General features: G+C 68.5%; 15 protein-coding genes. 8 read left to right on the top strand and 7 right to left on the bottom strand.

Annotated elements, in window-relative coordinates:
* Positions 1 to 68: 68 nt before the first annotated feature.
* Entirely contained in the window at positions 69 to 2,924 is a 2,856-nt protein-coding gene (locus AC3A5Z_RS16510; protein ID WP_487520419.1) for a hybrid sensor histidine kinase/response regulator, read from the bottom strand.
* A gap of 147 nt (positions 2,925 to 3,071) precedes the next feature.
* Here AC3A5Z_RS16510 and AC3A5Z_RS16505 point away from each other — a divergent pair, with 147 nt between their 5' ends.
* Positions 3,072 to 4,094 carry a helix-turn-helix domain-containing protein gene (locus AC3A5Z_RS16505; RefSeq protein ID WP_487520418.1) on the top strand — a complete coding sequence of 341 codons (1,023 nt, stop codon included), beginning with the start codon at positions 3,072 to 3,074 and terminating at the stop codon, positions 4,092 to 4,094.
* On the opposite strand, the gene amaB is transcribed toward AC3A5Z_RS16505, so the two are convergent.
* Together amaB and AC3A5Z_RS16495 are read right to left on the bottom strand one after the other, a co-directional pair.
* The gene (amaB, locus tag AC3A5Z_RS16500; RefSeq protein ID WP_487520417.1) at positions 4,091 to 5,578 is read right to left on the bottom strand and encodes an L-piperidine-6-carboxylate dehydrogenase; all 1,488 of its coding nucleotides are present in this window, start codon (positions 5,576 to 5,578) and stop codon (positions 4,091 to 4,093) included. The two genes, AC3A5Z_RS16505 and amaB, sit on opposite strands and share 4 nt — an antisense overlap.
* Before the next feature lie 70 nt (positions 5,579 to 5,648).
* Positions 5,649 to 6,869, bottom strand: a complete 1,221-nt coding sequence (locus AC3A5Z_RS16495) for an acyl-CoA dehydrogenase (RefSeq protein WP_487520416.1) — start codon at positions 6,867 to 6,869, stop codon at positions 5,649 to 5,651.
* A gap of 121 nt (positions 6,870 to 6,990) precedes the next feature.
* Between AC3A5Z_RS16495 and AC3A5Z_RS16490 the strand changes: the two genes are divergently transcribed.
* Positions 6,991 to 7,905 carry a LysR family transcriptional regulator gene (locus tag AC3A5Z_RS16490; protein WP_487520415.1) on the top strand — a complete coding sequence of 305 codons (915 nt, stop codon included), beginning with the start codon at positions 6,991 to 6,993 and terminating at the stop codon, positions 7,903 to 7,905.
* Here the strand turns inward: AC3A5Z_RS16490 and nagA are convergent.
* The 4 genes from nagA to AC3A5Z_RS16470 are packed head-to-tail and all read right to left on the bottom strand — an operon-like array spanning position 7,877 to position 11,629.
* Entirely contained in the window at positions 7,877 to 9,013 is a 1,137-nt protein-coding gene (gene nagA / locus AC3A5Z_RS16485; protein ID WP_487520414.1) for an N-acetylglucosamine-6-phosphate deacetylase, read from the bottom strand. The two genes, AC3A5Z_RS16490 and nagA, sit on opposite strands and share 29 nt — an antisense overlap.
* Positions 9,010 to 10,035: an SIS domain-containing protein gene (locus tag AC3A5Z_RS16480; protein ID WP_487520413.1), complete on the bottom strand. Its 1,026-nt coding sequence runs from the start codon at positions 10,033 to 10,035 to the stop codon at positions 9,010 to 9,012. Before AC3A5Z_RS16480 ends, nagA begins: the two co-directional genes overlap by 4 nt.
* Entirely contained in the window at positions 10,032 to 10,799 is a 768-nt protein-coding gene (locus AC3A5Z_RS16475) for a GntR family transcriptional regulator (RefSeq protein WP_487520412.1), read from the bottom strand. Before AC3A5Z_RS16475 ends, AC3A5Z_RS16480 begins: the two co-directional genes overlap by 4 nt.
* A complete protein-coding gene (locus tag AC3A5Z_RS16470) occupies positions 10,796 to 11,629 on the bottom strand; it encodes a glucosamine kinase nucleotide-binding domain-containing protein (RefSeq protein WP_487520411.1) in 834 nt (277 codons plus the stop codon). Before AC3A5Z_RS16470 ends, AC3A5Z_RS16475 begins: the two co-directional genes overlap by 4 nt.
* Before the next feature lie 169 nt (positions 11,630 to 11,798).
* Between AC3A5Z_RS16470 and AC3A5Z_RS16465 the strand changes: the two genes are divergently transcribed.
* The 6 genes from AC3A5Z_RS16465 to AC3A5Z_RS16440 all read left to right on the top strand — a co-directional run bounded on the left by AC3A5Z_RS16465 (position 11,799) and on the right by AC3A5Z_RS16440 (position 17,844).
* On the top strand, positions 11,799 to 12,698 hold the full coding sequence (locus tag AC3A5Z_RS16465; RefSeq protein ID WP_487520410.1) for an N-acetylmuramic acid 6-phosphate etherase: 900 nt from the start codon (positions 11,799 to 11,801) through the stop codon (positions 12,696 to 12,698).
* A gap of 34 nt (positions 12,699 to 12,732) precedes the next feature.
* Entirely contained in the window at positions 12,733 to 13,986 is a 1,254-nt protein-coding gene (locus AC3A5Z_RS16460) for an ABC transporter substrate-binding protein (RefSeq protein WP_487520409.1), read from the top strand.
* A gap of 76 nt (positions 13,987 to 14,062) precedes the next feature.
* The gene (locus AC3A5Z_RS16455) at positions 14,063 to 14,977 is read left to right on the top strand and encodes a carbohydrate ABC transporter permease (protein ID WP_487520408.1); all 915 of its coding nucleotides are present in this window, start codon (positions 14,063 to 14,065) and stop codon (positions 14,975 to 14,977) included.
* 7 nt (positions 14,978 to 14,984) lie between these two features.
* Complete coding sequence (locus AC3A5Z_RS16450) at positions 14,985 to 15,821, top strand: carbohydrate ABC transporter permease (RefSeq protein WP_487520407.1); 837 nt, start codon at positions 14,985 to 14,987, stop codon at positions 15,819 to 15,821.
* Positions 15,818 to 16,849: a Gfo/Idh/MocA family protein gene (locus AC3A5Z_RS16445; protein ID WP_487520406.1), complete on the top strand. Its 1,032-nt coding sequence runs from the start codon at positions 15,818 to 15,820 to the stop codon at positions 16,847 to 16,849. The genes AC3A5Z_RS16450 and AC3A5Z_RS16445 overlap by 4 nt, the downstream gene beginning before the upstream one ends.
* Positions 16,849 to 17,844 (top strand): ABC transporter ATP-binding protein, encoded by a 996-nt coding sequence (locus tag AC3A5Z_RS16440; RefSeq protein WP_487520405.1) that lies wholly within the window; start codon positions 16,849 to 16,851, stop codon positions 17,842 to 17,844. Before AC3A5Z_RS16445 ends, AC3A5Z_RS16440 begins: the two co-directional genes overlap by 1 nt.
* The last annotated feature ends 241 nt before the right edge of the window (positions 17,845 to 18,085 follow it).

Genomic DNA, 18,085 nt, shown 5'->3' with positions numbered 1-18,085 from the left:
CGGGCTCCCATCGGGAGCCCTTTGCCGTTCAGGCGCCCAGGGCGTGGATCCCGCCCCGAAGGGCAGGATCAGCCTCTGCGCCCCAGCACGGCCAGGAGCGCCTCGATCAGGGACTCGTCGCCGAAGGGCTTGGTCAGCACCCGGGCATGGCCCATGGTCTCGGCACCGGCGACATGCGCCTCGCCGGTGGCGAAGACCACCGGCAGGTCGGGAAAGAGGCCGCGCGCGGCCTTCGCCAGTTCGGTGCCCGGCAGGTCCGGCAGGCCGACATCCACCAGCAGCGCATCGACCGGCTCCGCCTCGAGCAGCGACAGCGCTTTCTTGGCCGTACCCGCCTCGTGGACGGTGCAGCCGGCCTCGTTCAGCACCTCGGCGAGGTTCATGCGGATGATCACGTCATCCTCGCAGACCAGCACGCGCACGCCGGTCAGCGGCGCCCTCGGCGGCGCAGGCGCGCGCTGCAGCGCGGGCGGCTCGGCGGCTGCGGGGCGGGCCAGAACCTCGCGGATCTTCCGGGCCAGCGCTTCCTGCGTGTAGGGCTTGCTCAGCAGATGCACGCCGGCGTCGAGCCTGCCGCCATGCACGATGGAGTTCTGGGTGTAGCCCGAGGTGAAGAGCACCGCGAGATCGGGCATCATCAGCTTGGCTTTCTCGGCCAGCTGGCGGCTGTTCATCCGTCCCGGCATCACCACATCGGTGAAGAGCAGGTCGATGCGCGCCCCGCTCTCGACGATAGTCATGGCGCGGTCGGCGTCGCGTGCCTGCAGCACGGTATAGCCGAGGTCAACCAGCAGCCCCGCCGCCGTTGCGCGCACGTCCTCGTCATCCTCGACCAGCAGGATCGTCTCGCTGCCGCCTGACATCGGCCCCTGCTGCGCCGGACGCGCGGCATCCTCGGCCTCCAGCGAGCGCGGCAGGTAGATCTTGATCGAGGTGCCGCTGCCGACCTCGCTGTAGATCTTCACATGGCCGCCGGACTGCTTGACGAAGCCGTAGACCATCGACATGCCGAGCCCGGTGCCGCGGCCCTCGGCCTTGGTGGTGAAAAAGGGCTCGAACACGCGGTCGACGATCTCGGGCGGCATGCCACAGCCGGTGTCGGTGACGGCGAGCATCACATATTGTCCGGGCGTGACATCGGCATGGGCGCGGGCATAGGCATCGTCGAGATAGGCATTGCCGATCTCGATGGTCAGCCTGCCCTGCCCGCTCATTGCATCCCGCGCGTTGATCGCGAGGTTGAGGATCGCGCTTTCCACGTTGGACGGGTCGACGCAGGTGTTCCACAGCCCGCCCGCCACGATGGTTTCGACCTCCACCGCCTCGCCGATGGCGCTGCGCACGATATGGTCGGCTTCGCGCAGCAGCCGGCTCAGGTTGATGACCTTGGGGGCCAGCGGCTGACGGCGGCCGAAGGACAGGAGCTGCGAGGCCAGCGTCGCCCCGCGCTCCACCGCTTTCATCGCCTGATCCAGCCGGGGCCGCACCGCCGAATTCGGCTCCATGCCGCGCAGCGCCAGCTGCAGGCTGCCGGTGATGGTCTGCAGCAGGTTGTTGAAGTCATGGGCGATGCCGCCGGCCAGATTGCCGATGGCTTCCATCTTCTGGCTCTGCCGCAGGGTGGCATGCAGCGCCTCCAGCTCGCGGTTGCGCTGCTCGACCCGCTCCTCCAGCGTGGCGTTCAACTGGGCCAGCGCGGATTCGGCGGCCTTGCGGTCCTCGATATCGGTGTTGGTGCCGACCCAGAGCTCCACCTCGCCCGAGGCACCCGAGACCGGAACGGCGCGCACGATGTGCCAGCGGTAGCTGCCATCGGCGCTGCGGATGCGGAATTCGGTCTCGTAGCGGCTGGCCCCGGCGACGGCTGCCGCCCATGCTGTCAGCGTGGGGGCCTGATCGGCAGGGTGGACGACGTCGGTCCAGAGATCGCCGTCGAGCTTGTCGGCCCCGGTGTAGGCGTAGATCCGGTCGTTGACCCAGTCGATCCGACCGTCGGGCGTGGCGGTCCAGACGTGGTTCGGCATGGTCTGCGCCATGGTCCGGAACCGCTCCTGCGTCGCAATCAGCTCGGCCTCGGCCAGCTTCTGCCGGGTGACGTCGTGGCCCTCGACGAAGATGCCGTTCGTCGTGCCGTCCGGGTCCTTCAGCGGGCTGAAGATGAAATCGACGAAGCGCTGCTCTTCGGGGCCATCGGGCGTGCGGAGCAGACGAACCTCGGCGCCGCGCCGGGTCACGGCCTCGCCCGTGCTGTAAACCTCATCGAGAAGCTCGAAGAACCCCTGCCCCTCCAGCTCCGGCAGGCCCTCGCGCAGCGGCTTGCCGATCAGATCGCGGTGCCCGACCAGCTGGAGATAGGAGTCGTTGACGATCTGGAAGGTCAGATCGCGCCCCTTCATCACCACCATGAAGCTCGGCGCCTGGTCGAAGGCCGAGCGCACGAAGGCCATGGCGGCGCCGAGCTCGAGGTTCTCCTTCGCCACCGCCTCGGCCCGCCGGATCACCCGCGCCTTGTCGCCCGAGGTCGCGGTGTCGAGATCGGCCTCGTAGATCTCGGTGACGTCGTTGGTGTTTTGCAGGATGAACTCGACGAGCCCGTCGCTGTCCATGATCGGCGTATGCGTGGCGCTCCAGTAGCGGTCGGAGACCGAACCGTCGGCCTGCGTGATCGGATAGGGGATCAGCGGCAGATGGTCGGTGCGGGCGGAATCCAGCACGCGCTGCAGCGAATTGCGGAGCATCTGGTCGGGAAGGGAGTCGGGAGGCGCCGGAAAGGCCTCGGTCATCACCTTGCCGATGATCAGTTCGGGGCCCTTTCCGGTCGTCTTGAAATAGGCGGCATTGGCCCAGACGATCCGCAGCTCGCGGTCCACCAGCACATAGGGCGACGGATCGTCCGCGAAGATCTTGTCCAAGGCAATAAGCATAGCACGTCCTATTCTCCGGCTATCGCCGGTCGCGGGTGAAGATGGAGTGATTGGACGGATGGGTAAAGGCCAATTGTGCGGCAATTGGCCTCATCCGCCCAAAGATGGCCCTCGGCATCTCCGGCGCGGCGATGCTATTCTCTGCGGATGAAACGCCCGCTTGCCGATGCCCTGCTGACGCCGCCCTCGCCCTACGACCCCGAGCCGGGGGCAGAGGAGGAGCTGTGGTTTCTGCCGGCGGAAGAGCCCGAAACCACCGCCCCACCGCTGCCACGCGCCGACCGGCGCAGCCTGCTGCGCCCGGCGGAGTGGCGGAGGGCGGAGGCCGCGCTCGCCCCCGATCTGGCCCGCGCGGCGCAACGTTTCGGTGCTCTGGACGAGCGGCTGCGGCGGGCGGGAGAGGGGCGGCGCAGCCGTCTGGCGCTGGTCGAGGCGGCGGAATTTTCGTGGTGGGCGGGCGACCGGGTGACGCCCGACCGCCTGGCGCTGTGGCTGGCGCTGCGGCTCGACGGGGTGCAGGACGACAGTCTGGCGCTGGCCCGGGCCGGCTGGGCGGTGCGGCGGCTGACCTCCGGGCCGGGGCCGGAGGCGGGGCTCGCCGCCTTCCTCGCGCGACAGGAGCTGGGGCAGGACTGGCTGGCCGACTGGGTGGAGATCGAGGAGGCTTCGGTCGGGATGCACCCGATCAGCCGGGCGGCCTTCGGCTTTCACGCCTGGGGTCTCTTGACCGATCCCGGCGCCTCGTCACGGATGGAGGCGGCGGTGGTTGCCGCGCGGCTTGGGGCAATGGAAGGGCGCGGCGCGCTGTTCCTGCCGCTGGCGACGGGCGGCAGCATGGCGCTGCGCCCCGGCGGCTCGGCGGAGGAGCGGCTGGCCCGCTGGTATGCCGGGGCCGAGCACGCGACCTTCGCGGCGCTGCGGCTGCTGGATCGGCTGGACGATTGGCAGGCACGCGCCGCCGAGGCGACGGCGGGCCTGTCAGGCCGCACTCCGCCGCTGCTGATCGCGGCGCTGGCGCATTGGCCGTTGCTCTCCGCTCCGGTGGCCGAGGCGGAGACCAAGGCCTCGCGCGCGGCGGTGCAACGCAACCTCGACCGGCTGACCGAGCTCGGCCTGATCCGCGAGGTCACGGGTCAGGGCCGGTTCCGGCTCTGGTCGGCGGCGCTCTAGATGTCGAACTTCACGCCCTGCGCCAGAGGCAGCTGCGCCGAGTAGTTCACCGTGTTGGTCTGCCGCCGCATGTAGCCTTTCCAGGCGTCCGAGCCGCTCTCGCGCCCGCCGCCGGTGTCCTTCTCGCCGCCGAAGGCCCCGCCGATCTCGGCGCCCGAGGGGCCGATGTTGACATTGGCGATGCCGCAATCGGAGCCGACCGCCGAGAGGAAGGTCTCGGCCTCGCGCAGGTTCAGCGTGAAGATGCAGGAGGACAGGCCCTGCGGCACGTCGTTCTGCAGCGCGATGGCTTCCTCCAGCGTCTCGTAGCCCATGACGTAGAGGATCGGCGCGAAGGTTTCCTCCTTCACGATGGCGCTCTGCCCCGGCATGTCGGCGATGGCGGGCTGGACATAGGCGCCACCCGCCACGCCCCCGACTGCCGCGCCGCCATGCACCGTGCCGCCCTCGGCCTTTGCCTGCTCCAGCGCTGCCAGCATCCGGTCGCGCGAGGCGGCATCGACCAGCGGGCCGATCAGCGTGCCCTCCTTGCGCGGGTCGCCGATGGGCAGCGTGGCATAGGCGGCGGCGAGCTTGGCCACCAGATCCTTGCGGATCGAGTGATGCACGATCAGCCGCCGCAGCGAGGTGCAGCGCTGCCCGGCGGTGCCCACGGCGGAGAAGACGATGGCCCGCACCGCCATGTCGAGATCGGCCGAAGGCGCCACGATCATCGCGTTGTTGCCGCCAAGCTCGAGGATCGAGCGCCCGAAGCGTTCCGCCACCTTCGGCCCGACGATCCGCCCCATCCGGGTCGAGCCGGTGGCCGAGACGATCGGCAAGTCCTTCGAACCCACCAGCGCCTCGCCCACCGCAGGCCCGCCGATCACCAGCTGCACCAGCCCTTCGGGCGCGTCCCCAAACCGGGCCAGCGCCCGCTCCATGATCTTCATCGAGGCCATGGCGGTCAGCGGCGTCTTCTCCGACGGCTTCCAGATCACCGGGTTGCCGCAGACCAGCGCCAGCGCCGTGTTCCAGGACCAGACGGCGACCGGGAAGTTGAAGGCAGAGATGACGGCGCAGGGCCCCATCGGGTGCCAGGTCTCCATCATCCGGTGGCCGGGACGTTCGGAGGCGATGGTCAGGCCGTAGAGCTGGCGCGACAGGCCGACGGCGAAATCGCAGATGTCGATCATCTCCTGCACTTCGCCCAGACCCTCGGAGGTGATCTTGCCCGCCTCCAGCGTCACCAGCGCGCCCAGCTCGGTCTTGGCCGCGCGCAGCTCCTCGCCCAAAAGCCGCACCAGCTCGCCGCGCCGCGGGGCAGGCACCTCGCGCCAGGCCCGGAACGCCGTCTGCGACCGGGCGATGATCTCCGGCATGTCGGAGACCGGGGTTTCCGCGATGCGGGCGATCTCGGCCCCGTCGATAGGCGAGCGCACGGCGAGCGTGCCGCCCTGCGTCAGATCGGAGGTGAGGCCGAGAGAGGAGAAGAGATCTTGCATCGCGCTGTCCTTGCTGGCGTGCCGAGGCTCCGGCAGGGCGGTGCCTCTGGCGCTGTGTCGTCGATTGGGGTCAGAAGAAGGCCTGAAGCCCGGTGATCGAGCGCCCGATGATGAGCGCATGCACGTCATGCGTGCCCTCGTAGGTGTTCACCGTCTCGAGATTAACCATGTGGCGCATGATCTGGAAATCTTCCTGGATGCCGTTGCCGCCATGCATGTCGCGCGACCAGCGGGCGATCTCCAGCGCCTTGCCGCAGTTGTTGCGCTTGACGATGGAAATCATCTCGGGTGCGGCATTGGCCTCGTCGAGCAGCCGACCGACGCGCAGGCTGCCCTGCAGGCCGAGGCTGATGTCGGTCAGCATGTTGGCCAGTTTCAGCTGGTAGAGCTGGGTCTGGGCCAGCGGGCGGTTGAACTGCTTGCGGTCGAGCCCGTATTGCCGCGCGGCATGCAGGCAGAACTCGGCGGCGCCCAGCACGCCCCAGGAAATGCCGTAGCGGGCGCGGTTGAGGCAGCCGAAGGGCCCCTTGAGGCCTTCGACGTAGGGCAGCAGCGCGTCTTCGACGACCTCGACATTCTCCATCACGATCTCGCCGGTGATCGAGGCGCGCAGGGAAAGCTTACCACCGATCTTCGGCGCGCTGAGGCCTTTCATGCCCTTGTCGAGCACGAAGCCGCGGATCTTGCCGCCATGCGCTTCGGATTTCGCCCAGACCACGAAGACATCCGCGATCGGCGCGTTGGAGATCCACATCTTCGAGCCGTTCAGCACATAGCCGCTGTCGGTCTTCTTCGCGACGGTCTTCATCCCCGCCGGGTCAGAGCCCGCGTCGGGTTCGGTCAGGCCGAAGCAGCCGATCAACTCGCCCTTGGCCAGACCCGGCAGATACTTCCGCCGCTGCTCTTCGGAGCCGTAGGCGTAGATCGGATACATCACCAGCGAGGATTGCACCGACATCATCGAGCGATAGCCGGAATCGACCCGCTCAACCTCGCGCGCCACGAGACCGTAGGCGACATAGGAAGCGCCGAGCCCGCCGTATTCCTCGGGGATGGTGACGCCCAGAAGGCCCATCTCGCCCATCTCGCGGAAGATGCCGGGGTCGGTGGATTCCTCGCGATAGGCGGCGGTGACGCGGGGTTGCAGCTTTTCGGTGGCATAGGCGCGGGCGCCGTCGCGCAGCATCCGCTCCTCCTCCGACAGCTGGTCCTCCAGCCGGAAGGGGTCTTCCCAGTCGAAACGGCCGAGGTCGGGGGCGTCTTTGGCTTTGAGCTTCGGGCGGTCGGTCATGGCGTCCTCTCGATGGGCAGGGGCAGGGTAGAGCGGGTGGCGATGCGGGGCAAGCACCCGTGGTCTTGCGGCAGATAGGGCTTTCTTCGCGGCAGGAATAACCCTAAATCCGGGGAAGTTCATGCAGGGAGTGCATCAAGTGGCTTTCTCGCGGCGCTATCTGCCCTCGCTCAGCCTGCTCACCGCCTTCGAGGCGGTGGTGCGTACCGGCAGCACGGCGGCAGCGGCGCGCGAGCTGAACCTGACGCAGGGCACCGTCAGCCGTCTGGTGCAGGGGCTGGAGGCGCAGATGGGCGTCGCGCTGTTCCTGCGGCAGAGAAAGCGCCTGCTGCCGACCGAGGCGGCGCTGGCCTATGCCGCCGAGGTGCGGCGCGGGATGGACCTGATCGGCCGCGCCTCGGTTCAGGTGACGGCCAGCCCGGGCGGCGGCACGCTGGCGCTGGCGATCCTGCCGACCTTCGGCACGCATTGGCTGGCCCCGCGCCTGCCGGGGTTCCTGAAGGCAAATCCGGGGGTGACGATCAATCTGGCGACCCGGCTGCGGCCCTTCGACTTCGCGGAAGAGGGGATGGATGCCGCGATCCATTTCGGCAGCGAGACCTGGCCCGAGGCGGGGCATCTGCGGCTGTTCGGCGAGGATGTGGTGGCGGTCGCCGCGCCGGAGTTTCTGGCGGCGCATCCGGTGCGGGCGGCGGCGGACCTGCTCGCCCTGCCGCTGTTGCAGCTGGAAGCGCGGCCGCGCGGCTGGCAGGGCTGGCTCGCGCATCACGGGATCGAGGCGCAGGCGCCGCGCGGCATGGTCTTCGACCAGTTCGCCACGATGATGCAGGCGGCGATCCACGGCATCGGAGTGGCGCTGCTGCCGGAGTTCCTTGCCGCGCCGTCGCTGGCCGATGGCGCACTGGTCCCGGTCTTCGGCGGGCCGGTCGCGGGGCGGCATGGCTACTGGCTGGTCTGGCCGGAAACCCGCGCCGACCATCCGCCGCTCGCCGCCTTCCGCGACTGGCTCAGAGCCGAGACGGCCGGTCTGTCCTGACGCCCGCCCGCCATGTGGCGCGCAGGCTGAAATCCTCGGCCAGATGCACCAGATCGGCCGGGCGACCGGGCGCCAGATGGCCGATCTCTGTCTCTCGCCGGATCGCGGCAGCGGGGATCGACGTGACCATGGCGAGGATGCGCTCGCGCGCGATGCCCAAGCCCGCCAGATGCCGCATCGCCTGCGGCAGCGTCAGGTCGGCCCCGGCCAGCGTGCCATCCTCCAGCGTCAGCCTGCCGTCGCGGCGCAGGGTGCGACGGCCGTTCAGCTGGAATTCGGTCAGGTCGGTGCCCGCTGGGGACATGCAGTCGGAGACGAGGAAGATGCCCTCGGGCTTCGCTGCCAGCGCGACCCGCATCGCCTGTTCCGAGACATGGATGCCGTCGGCGATCAGCCCGCAGGCGATGGTGTGGGTCAGCGTCGCCCCCACCAGCCCCGGCTCGCGATGGCCGAGCTGGCTCATCGCGTTGAAGAGATGCGTGGCGCAACTGGCCCCCGCCGCAATGGCGGCCTCCGCCTCGGCCAGGGTGCAATCGGCATGGCCGAGGCTGACGATCACGCCTGCCTCGGTCAACGCGGCGATCTGCGCTGGCGTCACCGAGGCGGGGGCCAGCGTCAGCATCAGCGTCGGCAACTGCCGCGCGGCTTCGCAGTAGAGTGCGAGATCGGCCTCCTGCATCGGGCGGATCAGCGCCGGATCATGCGCCCCCTTGCGGCGGATATCGAGATGCGGCCCCTCCAGATGCAGGCCGAGGAAGCCGGGCGTGCCGATGGCCGCCACCCCCGCTGCGATCGCCGCCCGAGTCGCCTCGGGCCGGTCGGTGATCAGCGTGGGCAGCACCGACAGCGCGCCCAGCGTCTCATGCGCGGCGCAGATGGCGGCGAAGGTATCGGGCGTCGCCGCACCATCGACCATCAGCCCGCCGCCACCGTTGATCTGCAGGTCGATCAGCCCGGGGGCGAGGATGCCGCCCTCCAGCCGCTCGGCATCCGGCGCCTCGGTGGCGGGTAGGATCGCAACGACCTTGCCCGCCTCCAGCACCAGCGCGTGATCGTCGAGCAGACGCGCGCCGTCGAAGATCGCCGCTCCGCTGTAGGCCTGTCTCATGTCGTCTCCGTCACCTTGCGCAGATGCGGCGGCGTGTCGGGGTCGAAGCCGCGTCGCCGGGCCAGCGCCTCGATGAAGGCGTAGAAGCTGGCCGTCAGCACCAGCGGCGCCACCAAGGGATGCAGCCCGCCGACCGAAGGCAGCGTCACCGCGCCCTTGGCCTCGGCCCCGGTCAGGAAGACATCGGCCCCCTGCGCCGCCAGCCGCTCGGCCGTGGCGATGACCTGCGGCAGGGCGGCATCCTCGATCCCCAGCGCGAAGATCGGGAAATTGGCCTGCACGATGGCAGCCGGGCCATGCAGCACTTCGGCGGCGGAGTAGCTTTCGGCATGAAGCCCGCAGGTCTCCTTGAACTTCAGCGCCGATTCCGCGGCGATGGCGAAGCCCGGCCCCCGGCCCAGCACATAGAGCGAATTCGCCCGCGACAGCCGCGCCGCCATCGGCGACCAATCCTGCGCCAGCGCCTGCTCCAGCGCCTCGGGCAGGGTGGCTAACGCCTTGCGCAAGCCCTCGTCCTCTTGCCATTCGGCCAGCAGCGCCAGCCCGGCCAGTACCGAGGTGACGAAGGTCTTGGTCGCGGCCACGCTGTTCTCCGGCCCCGCCAGCAGCGGCAGGGTATGGGCCGAGGCCTGCGCCATCGGGGCGTCGGCGAAGTTGGTGATGGCGATGCTGAGCGCCCCGCCTTCGCCCGCCGCGCGCATCATCTCGACGATGTCGGGGCTGCGGCCGGATTGCGAGATGCCGATGCAGGCGGCATTCCCGAGCCGGAGCGGGCGGCGGTAGATCGAGGCGACAGAGGGCCCGACCGAGGCGACGGGCACCCCGGCCAGCAGCTCGACCGCATATTTCAGATAGGTCGCCGCATGGTCCGACGAGCCGCGGGCCACGGTGACGATCAGCCCCGGATCACGTTCGCGCAGGGCTGCGGCGGCGGCCTCGACCGCCGCGCGCGAGCCATCGAGGAAGCGGGCGGCGGCGGCCGGGATCTCGGCCACTTCGCGCGCCATGAAGGTCTCTGTCATGTCGTCGTCCTTTCGTTGCCCGCCAGTTTCAGCTCCACCGCAAAGTCATAGGCGTCGCCGCGGTAGAGAGAGCGGGTGAATTCGATCACTTGACCGCTGGGAAGATAGCTCACCCGTTCGATCTTCAGCCCGGCGACCCCTTCGGCCACCTCCAGCAACTCCGCATCGCGGGGGCCGAGATTGGCGGCTGAGATGCGCTGCACGGCACGGGTAGGCCGCAGGCCGCGCGCGTCGAGCACGCGGTAGAGCGAGGTTTCGACCGACTCCGGGTCGGGCAGATAGGCGCCGGAGAGGCTGGCACGCTCGATCGCCAGCGGGATGCCGTCGCTGCGCCTGACCCGCGCCAGCCGCGCCACCCGGTCGTCGGCGCCGAGGCCGAGCGCCATCACCTCTTCGGGTGTGGGCGAATGCAGCGCGCGGCTGAGCCAGACCGATTCCACCGTGCGGCCCCGGCGCTGCATGTCCTCGGTGAAGGAGGTCAGCAGCGACAGCGCCTGTTCCAGCTTCTCCACCTTGTGCGCAACGAAGGTGCCGGACCCCCGCCGCTGCACCAGCTGGCCCGAGAGCACCAGCGCCTGCACCGCCTTCCGCACGGTCACGCGGGACAGGCCGGTCATCGTTGCCATGTCGCGCTCCGGCGGCAGGCTGTCGCCGGGGGCGAGCCGGCCCGAGGCGATGGCCTCGGCGATGCGGCGCTGCAGTTGCAGGTAGAGCGGCCCCGCGCCCGGATCGTCGAACCCGTCGGGCGAGAAGATCTGGTTCACGCCGCAACCCCCTGCCGCGCCATCCAGAGCGCGCCATCGAGCCCGCTGCCGAGCGCCGGGCGGATCGGCCAGCGGCCCTCGAGCAGCTTCTCGTAGGTGGCGCCGAGCCCGCCGAGGAAGGTCAGCGGCAGGCTGCCTCCCGCCTGCAGCAGCGCGACATAGGCCTCGACCTCGCACGCGCCCTCCTTCAGCAGGGCCTGCGCCGCGGGATCGGTGGACCGGACCAGCCGGGGGGCGAGGGTGGCGAAGTCGGTGGGGCGGGCGGCGAGCGAGAAGCGGATGACGCCATCCGCCCCGCCGAACTCTGCCAGCACCTCGGCCAGCAGCGGCGTCAGCGGCAGGAACCCGTCGCGCGCCCGCAGCACGCGGGCCAGCAGGGCGCGGCCCAGCCATGCACCGCTGGCCTCGTCGCCGAGGATCAGGCCGGAGCCGCCGATCTGGCGGATCTCGCCACTGCGCTGCACTGCGAAGACCGAGCCGGTGCCGATAGCCGCGACCACGCCGTCCCCCGCCTGCAGCGCCCCCTTCACCGCGATCACCGCATCGGAGACGATGCGGGTGCTGGCAAAGGGCAGTTCGGCAATCATCCGCGTCGCGCAGGCGGCGACATTGGCCCCGGCAACCCCGAGCACGGCATGCAGATCGGGCAGGCTGCCCTGACCGGCCAGAGCCTCGGTGGCGACGTCGATGATGTTGGTGCGGGCGCCTTCGGGGTCGCTGGCGATGTTGGAGGGCCCGCCTGTGGCGCTGCCGAGGATACGACCCGTCTCATCGGCCACAGCCGCCCGGCACCCGGTGCCGCCTCCGTCAAGGCCAAGAAACAAGGGCATCGCGTCTCCTCTCGCGCAGAGAATACCAAAACAATACCAGATGGAAAGTCCCTTGTTGGAAAGCCCGGATTCCGGCGGTTTTTCATCTGCGTGAACTACAGGCTTTACAATTGGTATTAATTTGGCATTGTCGGTTCTGAAGGATGACTCGAAGGACTGCCCCGCCCGCATGACCGACCAGCCGACCGAAGCCCGCCATCCCGCAGCCCAGGGGCTGCATGCCCTGCCGGGCGCAGAGGTGCTGCGGCAGGCACTGGCGGGCCATGCTGCGGCCGTGGCCGTGGTGGAGCGGGCGCTTCCGGCGATCGAGGCTGCGGCCGAGGTGGCGGCTGCGGCTCTGCTGGCCGGGGGCCGGATGGTCTATGCCGGGGCGGGCAGCTCGGGGCTGATGGCGCTGGCGGATTGTCTGGAGCTGCTGGGCACCTTCGGCATTCCGCCGGACCGCACGCCGATGCTCTTTGCCGGTGGCGCCGGGGCGCTGTTGCACCTGACCGGCGCGGTGGAGGACGATCCCGCGCTGGCCCATGCCGATGCCGCGGCGCTGGGTCTGACGGCGGAGGATGTGGTGATCTGTCTCTCGGCCTCGGGCTCCACGCCTTATACGCTGCTGGTCGCGGAAGCCGCGCAGGCGGCAGGCGCGAAGGTGGTGGGCATCGCCAATGTGCCGGGCTCGGCGCTGCTGCGGCTGGTCGATCTGCCGATCTGGCTGGAGACCGGGCCGGAGATCGTCGCCGGGTCGACGCGGCTCGGGGCGGCGACGGCGCAGAAGGTGGCGCTGAACCTGATGTCGGTTCTGGTGGGCATCCGGCTCGGCCATGTGCATGATGGCTACATGGTGAATCTGGTAGCCGACAATGCCAAGCTGATCGAGCGGGCCGCCCGCATCGTCGCCGGGATCTCCGGCGCGGCGCCGGAGACGGCGCGCGCGGCGCTGGAGGCCAGCGGCGGCGCAGTGAAGCCCGCGGTGCTGATCGCCGCCGGCGCCACGCCGGAAGCGGCGGCCACCGCCCTGCAGGACACGCGCGGCCATCTGGGCCCTGCGCTCGCGCGGATCGGACGAGACCAATAAAGCCGGGTGAACACCCGCCAACCGGGAGACGACCATGACGATGAAGACCCTCCGTGTCGCACTGCTGACCAGCACCTTGCTGGCAGGCGCGGCCTCGGCGCAGGATGTGACGCTGACCATCGAAAGCTGGCGCAACGACGACCTGACCATCTGGCAGGACACCATCATCCCCGCCTTCGAGGCCGCCAACCCGGGGATCAAGCTGAACTTCGCCCCTTCGGCCCCGGCGGAATACAACGCCGTGCTGAACTCTAAGCTCGACGCGGGCTCGGCGGGCGACCTGATCACCTGCCGCCCGTTCGATGCCTCGCTGGAGCTGTTCAAGAAGGGCCAGCTTGCCGATCTGACCGATCTGCCCGGCATGGCCAATTTCGGCGATGTGGCGAAATCGGGCTGGTCCACCGATGATGGCGCGCAGACCTTCTGCGTGCCGATGGCCTCGGTGATCCACGGCTTCATCTACAACAAGGACGCCTTCACCGAACTCGGCATCGAAGTGCCGAAGACCGAGGCTGAATTCTTCGCCGCGCTCGACAAGATCAAGGAAGACGGCACCTACATTCCGATGGCGATGGGCACCAACGATCAGTGGGAAGCCGCGACGATGGGCTATCAGAACATCGGACCGACCTACTGGAAGGGCGAGGAAGGCCGTCTGGCGCTGATCGAGGGCACGCAGAAGCTGACCGACGAGCCTTGGGTCGCGCCCTATCGCGCGCTGGCCAAGTGGAAGGACTATCTGGGCGACGGCTTCGAGGCGCAGACCTATCCGGACAGCCAGAACCTGTTCACCTTGGGCCGCGCCGCGATCTATCCTGCCGGTTCGTGGGAAATCTCGGGCTTCAAGAGCCTCGCCGAATTCGAGATGGGCGCTTTCTATCCGCCGGTGCAGGCCGAGGGTGACGAGTGCTATATCTCGGATCACACCGACATCGGCATCGGTCTGAACGCGGCCTCGCCCAATGCCGAAGCGGCCAAGAGCTTCCTGAACTGGGTCGCCTCGCCGGAATTCGCCAAGCTCTACGCCAACGCGCTGCCGGGCTTCTTCCCGCTGTCGAACGAGGCGGTGGCGCTGGACGATCCGCTGGCGCAGGAATTCGTCAACTGGCGCGAGACCTGCAAGCCGTCGATCCGCTCGACCTACCAGATCCTGTCGCGCGGCACGCCGAACCTCGAGAACGAGACCTGGAACGCTTCGGCCAATGTGGTGCGCGGCACCGAGACCGCGGAAGACGCGGCCAAGCGGCTGCAGGACGGTCTGGCTTCGTGGTACGAACCGCAGAAGTGATCTGACGTCGGAAGCGGGGGGCTGTCTGCCCCCCGCACCCCCCGAGGATATTTGAGCGAAGATGAAGGAGGGGAACATGGCCCGCAAAGCCGTCCGCTGGCACATCGCCGTGTTTCTCGCACCGGCGGTGCTGATCTACACCGCGATCATGATCATCCCTCTGTTCGCCACGCTGAACCTGTCGCTGTTCACACTGGTCGAGCGCGTCCGGGTCTTCGCCGGGCTCGACAATTTCCGCACGCTGTTCGGCGATCCGCGCTGGTCGGAGACCTTCTGGAACGCGCTGGGCAACAACGCCTGGTTCTTCCTCGTGCACATGCTGGTGCAGAACCCGATCGGGGTGCTGCTGGCCGCGCTGCTCTCGTCGCCACGGCTCCGGATGGCGGCCTTCTACCGCACCGCGATCTTCGTGCCGACCATCCTCAGCTTCGTCATCGTCGGCTTCGTCTGGAAGCTGATCCTCTCGCCGATCTGGGGCATCGCGCCCGGCATGCTGGACATGGTGGGGCTGAAGAGCCTGTTCACCCCCTGGCTCGGCAAGCAGGAATATGCGCTGACCACGCTGGCGCTGATCTCGGTCTGGCAGTTCGTCGGCATCCCGATGATGCTGATCTATGCCGCGCTGCTCAGCATTCCCGACGAGGTGCTGGAGGCCGCCGAGATGGATGGCGTCACCGGCATGAGCCAGTTCTGGAAGATCAAGCTGCCGCTGATCCTGCCCTCGATCGGCATCATCTCGATCCTGACCTTCGTCGGCAACTTCAATGCCTTCGACCTGATCTATGTGGCGCAGGGGGCGCTGGCCGGGCCGGATTTCGCGACCGACATCCTTGGCACCTTCCTCTACCGCACCTTCTTCGGCTTCCAGCTGCAGCTCGGCGATCCCCATATGGGGGCGACCATCGCCACGGCGATGTTCGGCATCATCCTCGTCGGGGTCTGCATCTACCTGTTCCTGATCCAGACGCGCCTGCGTCGCTACCAGTTCTGAGGACAGCATGGCCGCAAGATCCCCCCTCGGACGCACGATCGCCGCCCATGCGGTGCTGATCGCCTACACGCTGATCGCGCTGTTCCCGGTTTTCGTGATCGTGGTGAACAGCTTCAAGTCGCGCCGCGCCATCTTCGCCGAGCCGCTGGCGCTGCCCAATGCCGAGACCTTCGATCTGGTCGGCTATACCACCGTGCTCGCGCAGGGCGACTTCTTCCAGTATTTCCAGAACTCGCTGATCGTCACGGTGGCAAGCCTTGCGGGGGTACTGCTCTTCGGGGCGATGGCGGCCTTCGCGCTCAGCGAGTACCGCTTCCGCGGCAACACGCTGATGGGGCTCTACCTCGCCTTGGGCATCATGATCCCGATCCGGCTGGGGACAGTTGCGATCCTGCAGATGATGGTGGCGGGCGGGCTGGTGAACACGCTGACCGCGCTGATCCTCGTCTATACCGCGCAGGGGCTGCCGCTGGCGGTGTTCATCCTGTCGGAGTTCATGCGGCAGGTGTCGGACGATCTGAAGAACGCGGGAAGGATCGACGGGCTGTCGGAATACCGCATCTTCTTCACGCTGGTGCTGCCTCTGGTGCGGCCCGCCATGGCGACGGTGGCGGTCTTCACCATGATCCCGATCTGGAACGACCTGTGGTTCCCGCTGATCCTCGCCCCCGCCGAGGAGACCAAGACGATCACCCTGGGCAGCCAGGTGTTCATCGGCCAGTTCGTCACCAACTGGAATGCCGTGCTCTCGGCGCTGTCGCTCGCCATCATTCCGGTGATGGTGCTCTATCTCATCTTCTCGCGGCAGCTGATCCGCGGCATCACGGCAGGAGCAGTGAAATGATCCGGGTATTGGTTGCAGGTCTGGGCAACATGGGGCGGAGCCATGCGCTGGCCTATCACGCCGATCCGGCCTTCGAGATCGTCGGGCTGGTGAACCGTTCGGCGGTGGACCTGCCGGAAGATCTGCAGGGCTACGACGTCAGCAGCGACTACGCCGAGGCGCTGGCGCGGTTGAAGCCGGATCTGGTCTGCGTCGCCACCTATTCCGACAGCCATGCCGACTATGCCTGCGCGGCGATGGAGGCGGGGGCGCATGTCTTCGTGGAGAAGCCGCTGGCAACGACCGTCGCCGATGCGCGGCGCGTGGTGGCCAAGGCCCGCGAGACCGGGCGCAAGGTGGTGGTGGGCTATATCCTGCGGCATCATCCGAGCTGGATCCGGCTGATCGAGGAGGCCCGTGCCTTGGGCGGGCCCTATGTCTTCCGGCTGAACCTGAACCAGCAGTCCTCGGGCCCGACATGGGAGGTGCACAAGGCGCTGATGCAGACCACGCCGCCGATCGTCGATTGCGGCGTGCATTACGTCGACGTGATGTGCCAGATCACCGACGCCGCCCCGGTCGAGGTGCGCGGCATGGGGTTGCGGCTGTCAACCGAGATCGCCGAGGGCATGTACAACTACGGACATTTCCAGGTGATCTTCGCCGATGGCTCGCTCGGCTGGTACGAGGCGGGCTGGGGGCCGATGATGTCGGACACCGCCTTCTTCGTGAAGGATGTGGTCTCGCCCAACGGCGCCGTGTCGATCCGCATGCCGGACTCGGCGCGCTCGGACGACATCGACACCCATACCAAGACCTCGCTGCTCAGGGTGCACAAGGTGGCCAGCGGCGATACCGACATCTCGATGGCCGACGAGCCCGGGCATCAGGCGCTCTGCGACCGCGAGCAGGCCTTCGTGGCGCGGGCGATCCTCGAGGACATGGATCTCACGCGGCATCTGTCGGATGCGGTGCAGTCGCTGGCGATCTGCCTTGCCGCGGATGAGAGTGTGCGCTCGGGCCAGCCCGTGAAACTGGGAGAGCTGTGATGGGGGCGCTGACGCTACAGGGGGTGACGAAGACCTTCGGCACCACCAAGGTGATCCAGGGCGTCGATCTGGAGGTGCGGGACGGCGAGTTCTGCGTCTTCGTCGGTCCCTCGGGCTGCGGAAAATCCACGCTGCTGCGCATGATCGCCGGGCTGGAGGATGTGAGCTCGGGCGATGTGAGGATCGACGGCACGCGGGTGAACGACGTCGCCCCGGCCAAGCGTGAGATCGCCATGGTGTTCCAGAGCTACGCGCTTTACCCGCATCTGACGGTGCGCGACAACATGGGGCTGGCGCTGAAACAGGCGGGCAAGTCGAAGGCCGAGATCCGCGACGCCACCGACCGCGCGGCGGGGATGCTGGCGCTGGAGCCGCTGATGGAGCGGCGCCCGGCGGAGCTGTCGGGCGGGCAGCGGCAGCGGGTGGCGATCGGCCGGGCCATCGTGCGGGTGCCGAAGCTCTTCCTCTTCGACGAGCCGCTTTCCAACCTCGACGCGGCGCTGCGCGTGGCGACGCGGATCGAGATCGCCCGGCTGCACCGCGATCTGGGAGCGACGATGGTCTATGTCACCCACGATCAGGTCGAGGCGATGACGCTGGCCGACCGCATCGTGGTGCTGCGCGCCGGCAAGGTGGAGCAGGTCGGCGCACCGATGGAGCTCTACAACGATCCGGCCAACACCTTCGTCGCCGGTTTCATCGGCTCGCCGCAGATGAACTTCCTCAAGGCCGGGGCGCTGGGCCTGTCGAGCGACACGCTGGGCATCCGGCCCGAGCATCTGGCGATCTCGACCGAGGCGGGCGAGATCGAGGCCAGCGTCACCCATGTGGAGAAGCTGGGGGGCGAGACGCTGGTCTATGCCCGCAGCGAGCACGGGCTGCAGACGGTGCGGCTGTTCGGCGAGCACAGCTATGCCGTCGACGCGCCGGTCTGGCTGACCCCCGACCGCAGCCGCGCCTTCCATTTCGACGCCGCCGGCCAGCGTCTGCGCTGACCGGCCCGGGCGTGCCGCCCCCGGGGCCATCGAGGCCCCGGCTGCGGCATTGCCATGGACCGAGGCCGGCCGGTCGCGGCAGACCGGCGCCTCGCGGAATTTCGCAGGAAGCGAGAGAATTTCCGGCGAATCCCGGGAATTTTTGACGCTGGTTTCACGCTGGTCTCACAGCGACCGGCCTAGGCTCTGGGTAACGAACACGGCGCCCAAGCAAGGCTCAGAGGATGAATCTCAGCATCTC

It is taken from the genome of Cereibacter sp. Soil_C_27 (assembly GCF_057657095.1).
Note: the sequence above shows the minus strand (reverse complement) of the source record. Positions and strands in the feature narration are given on the sequence as shown.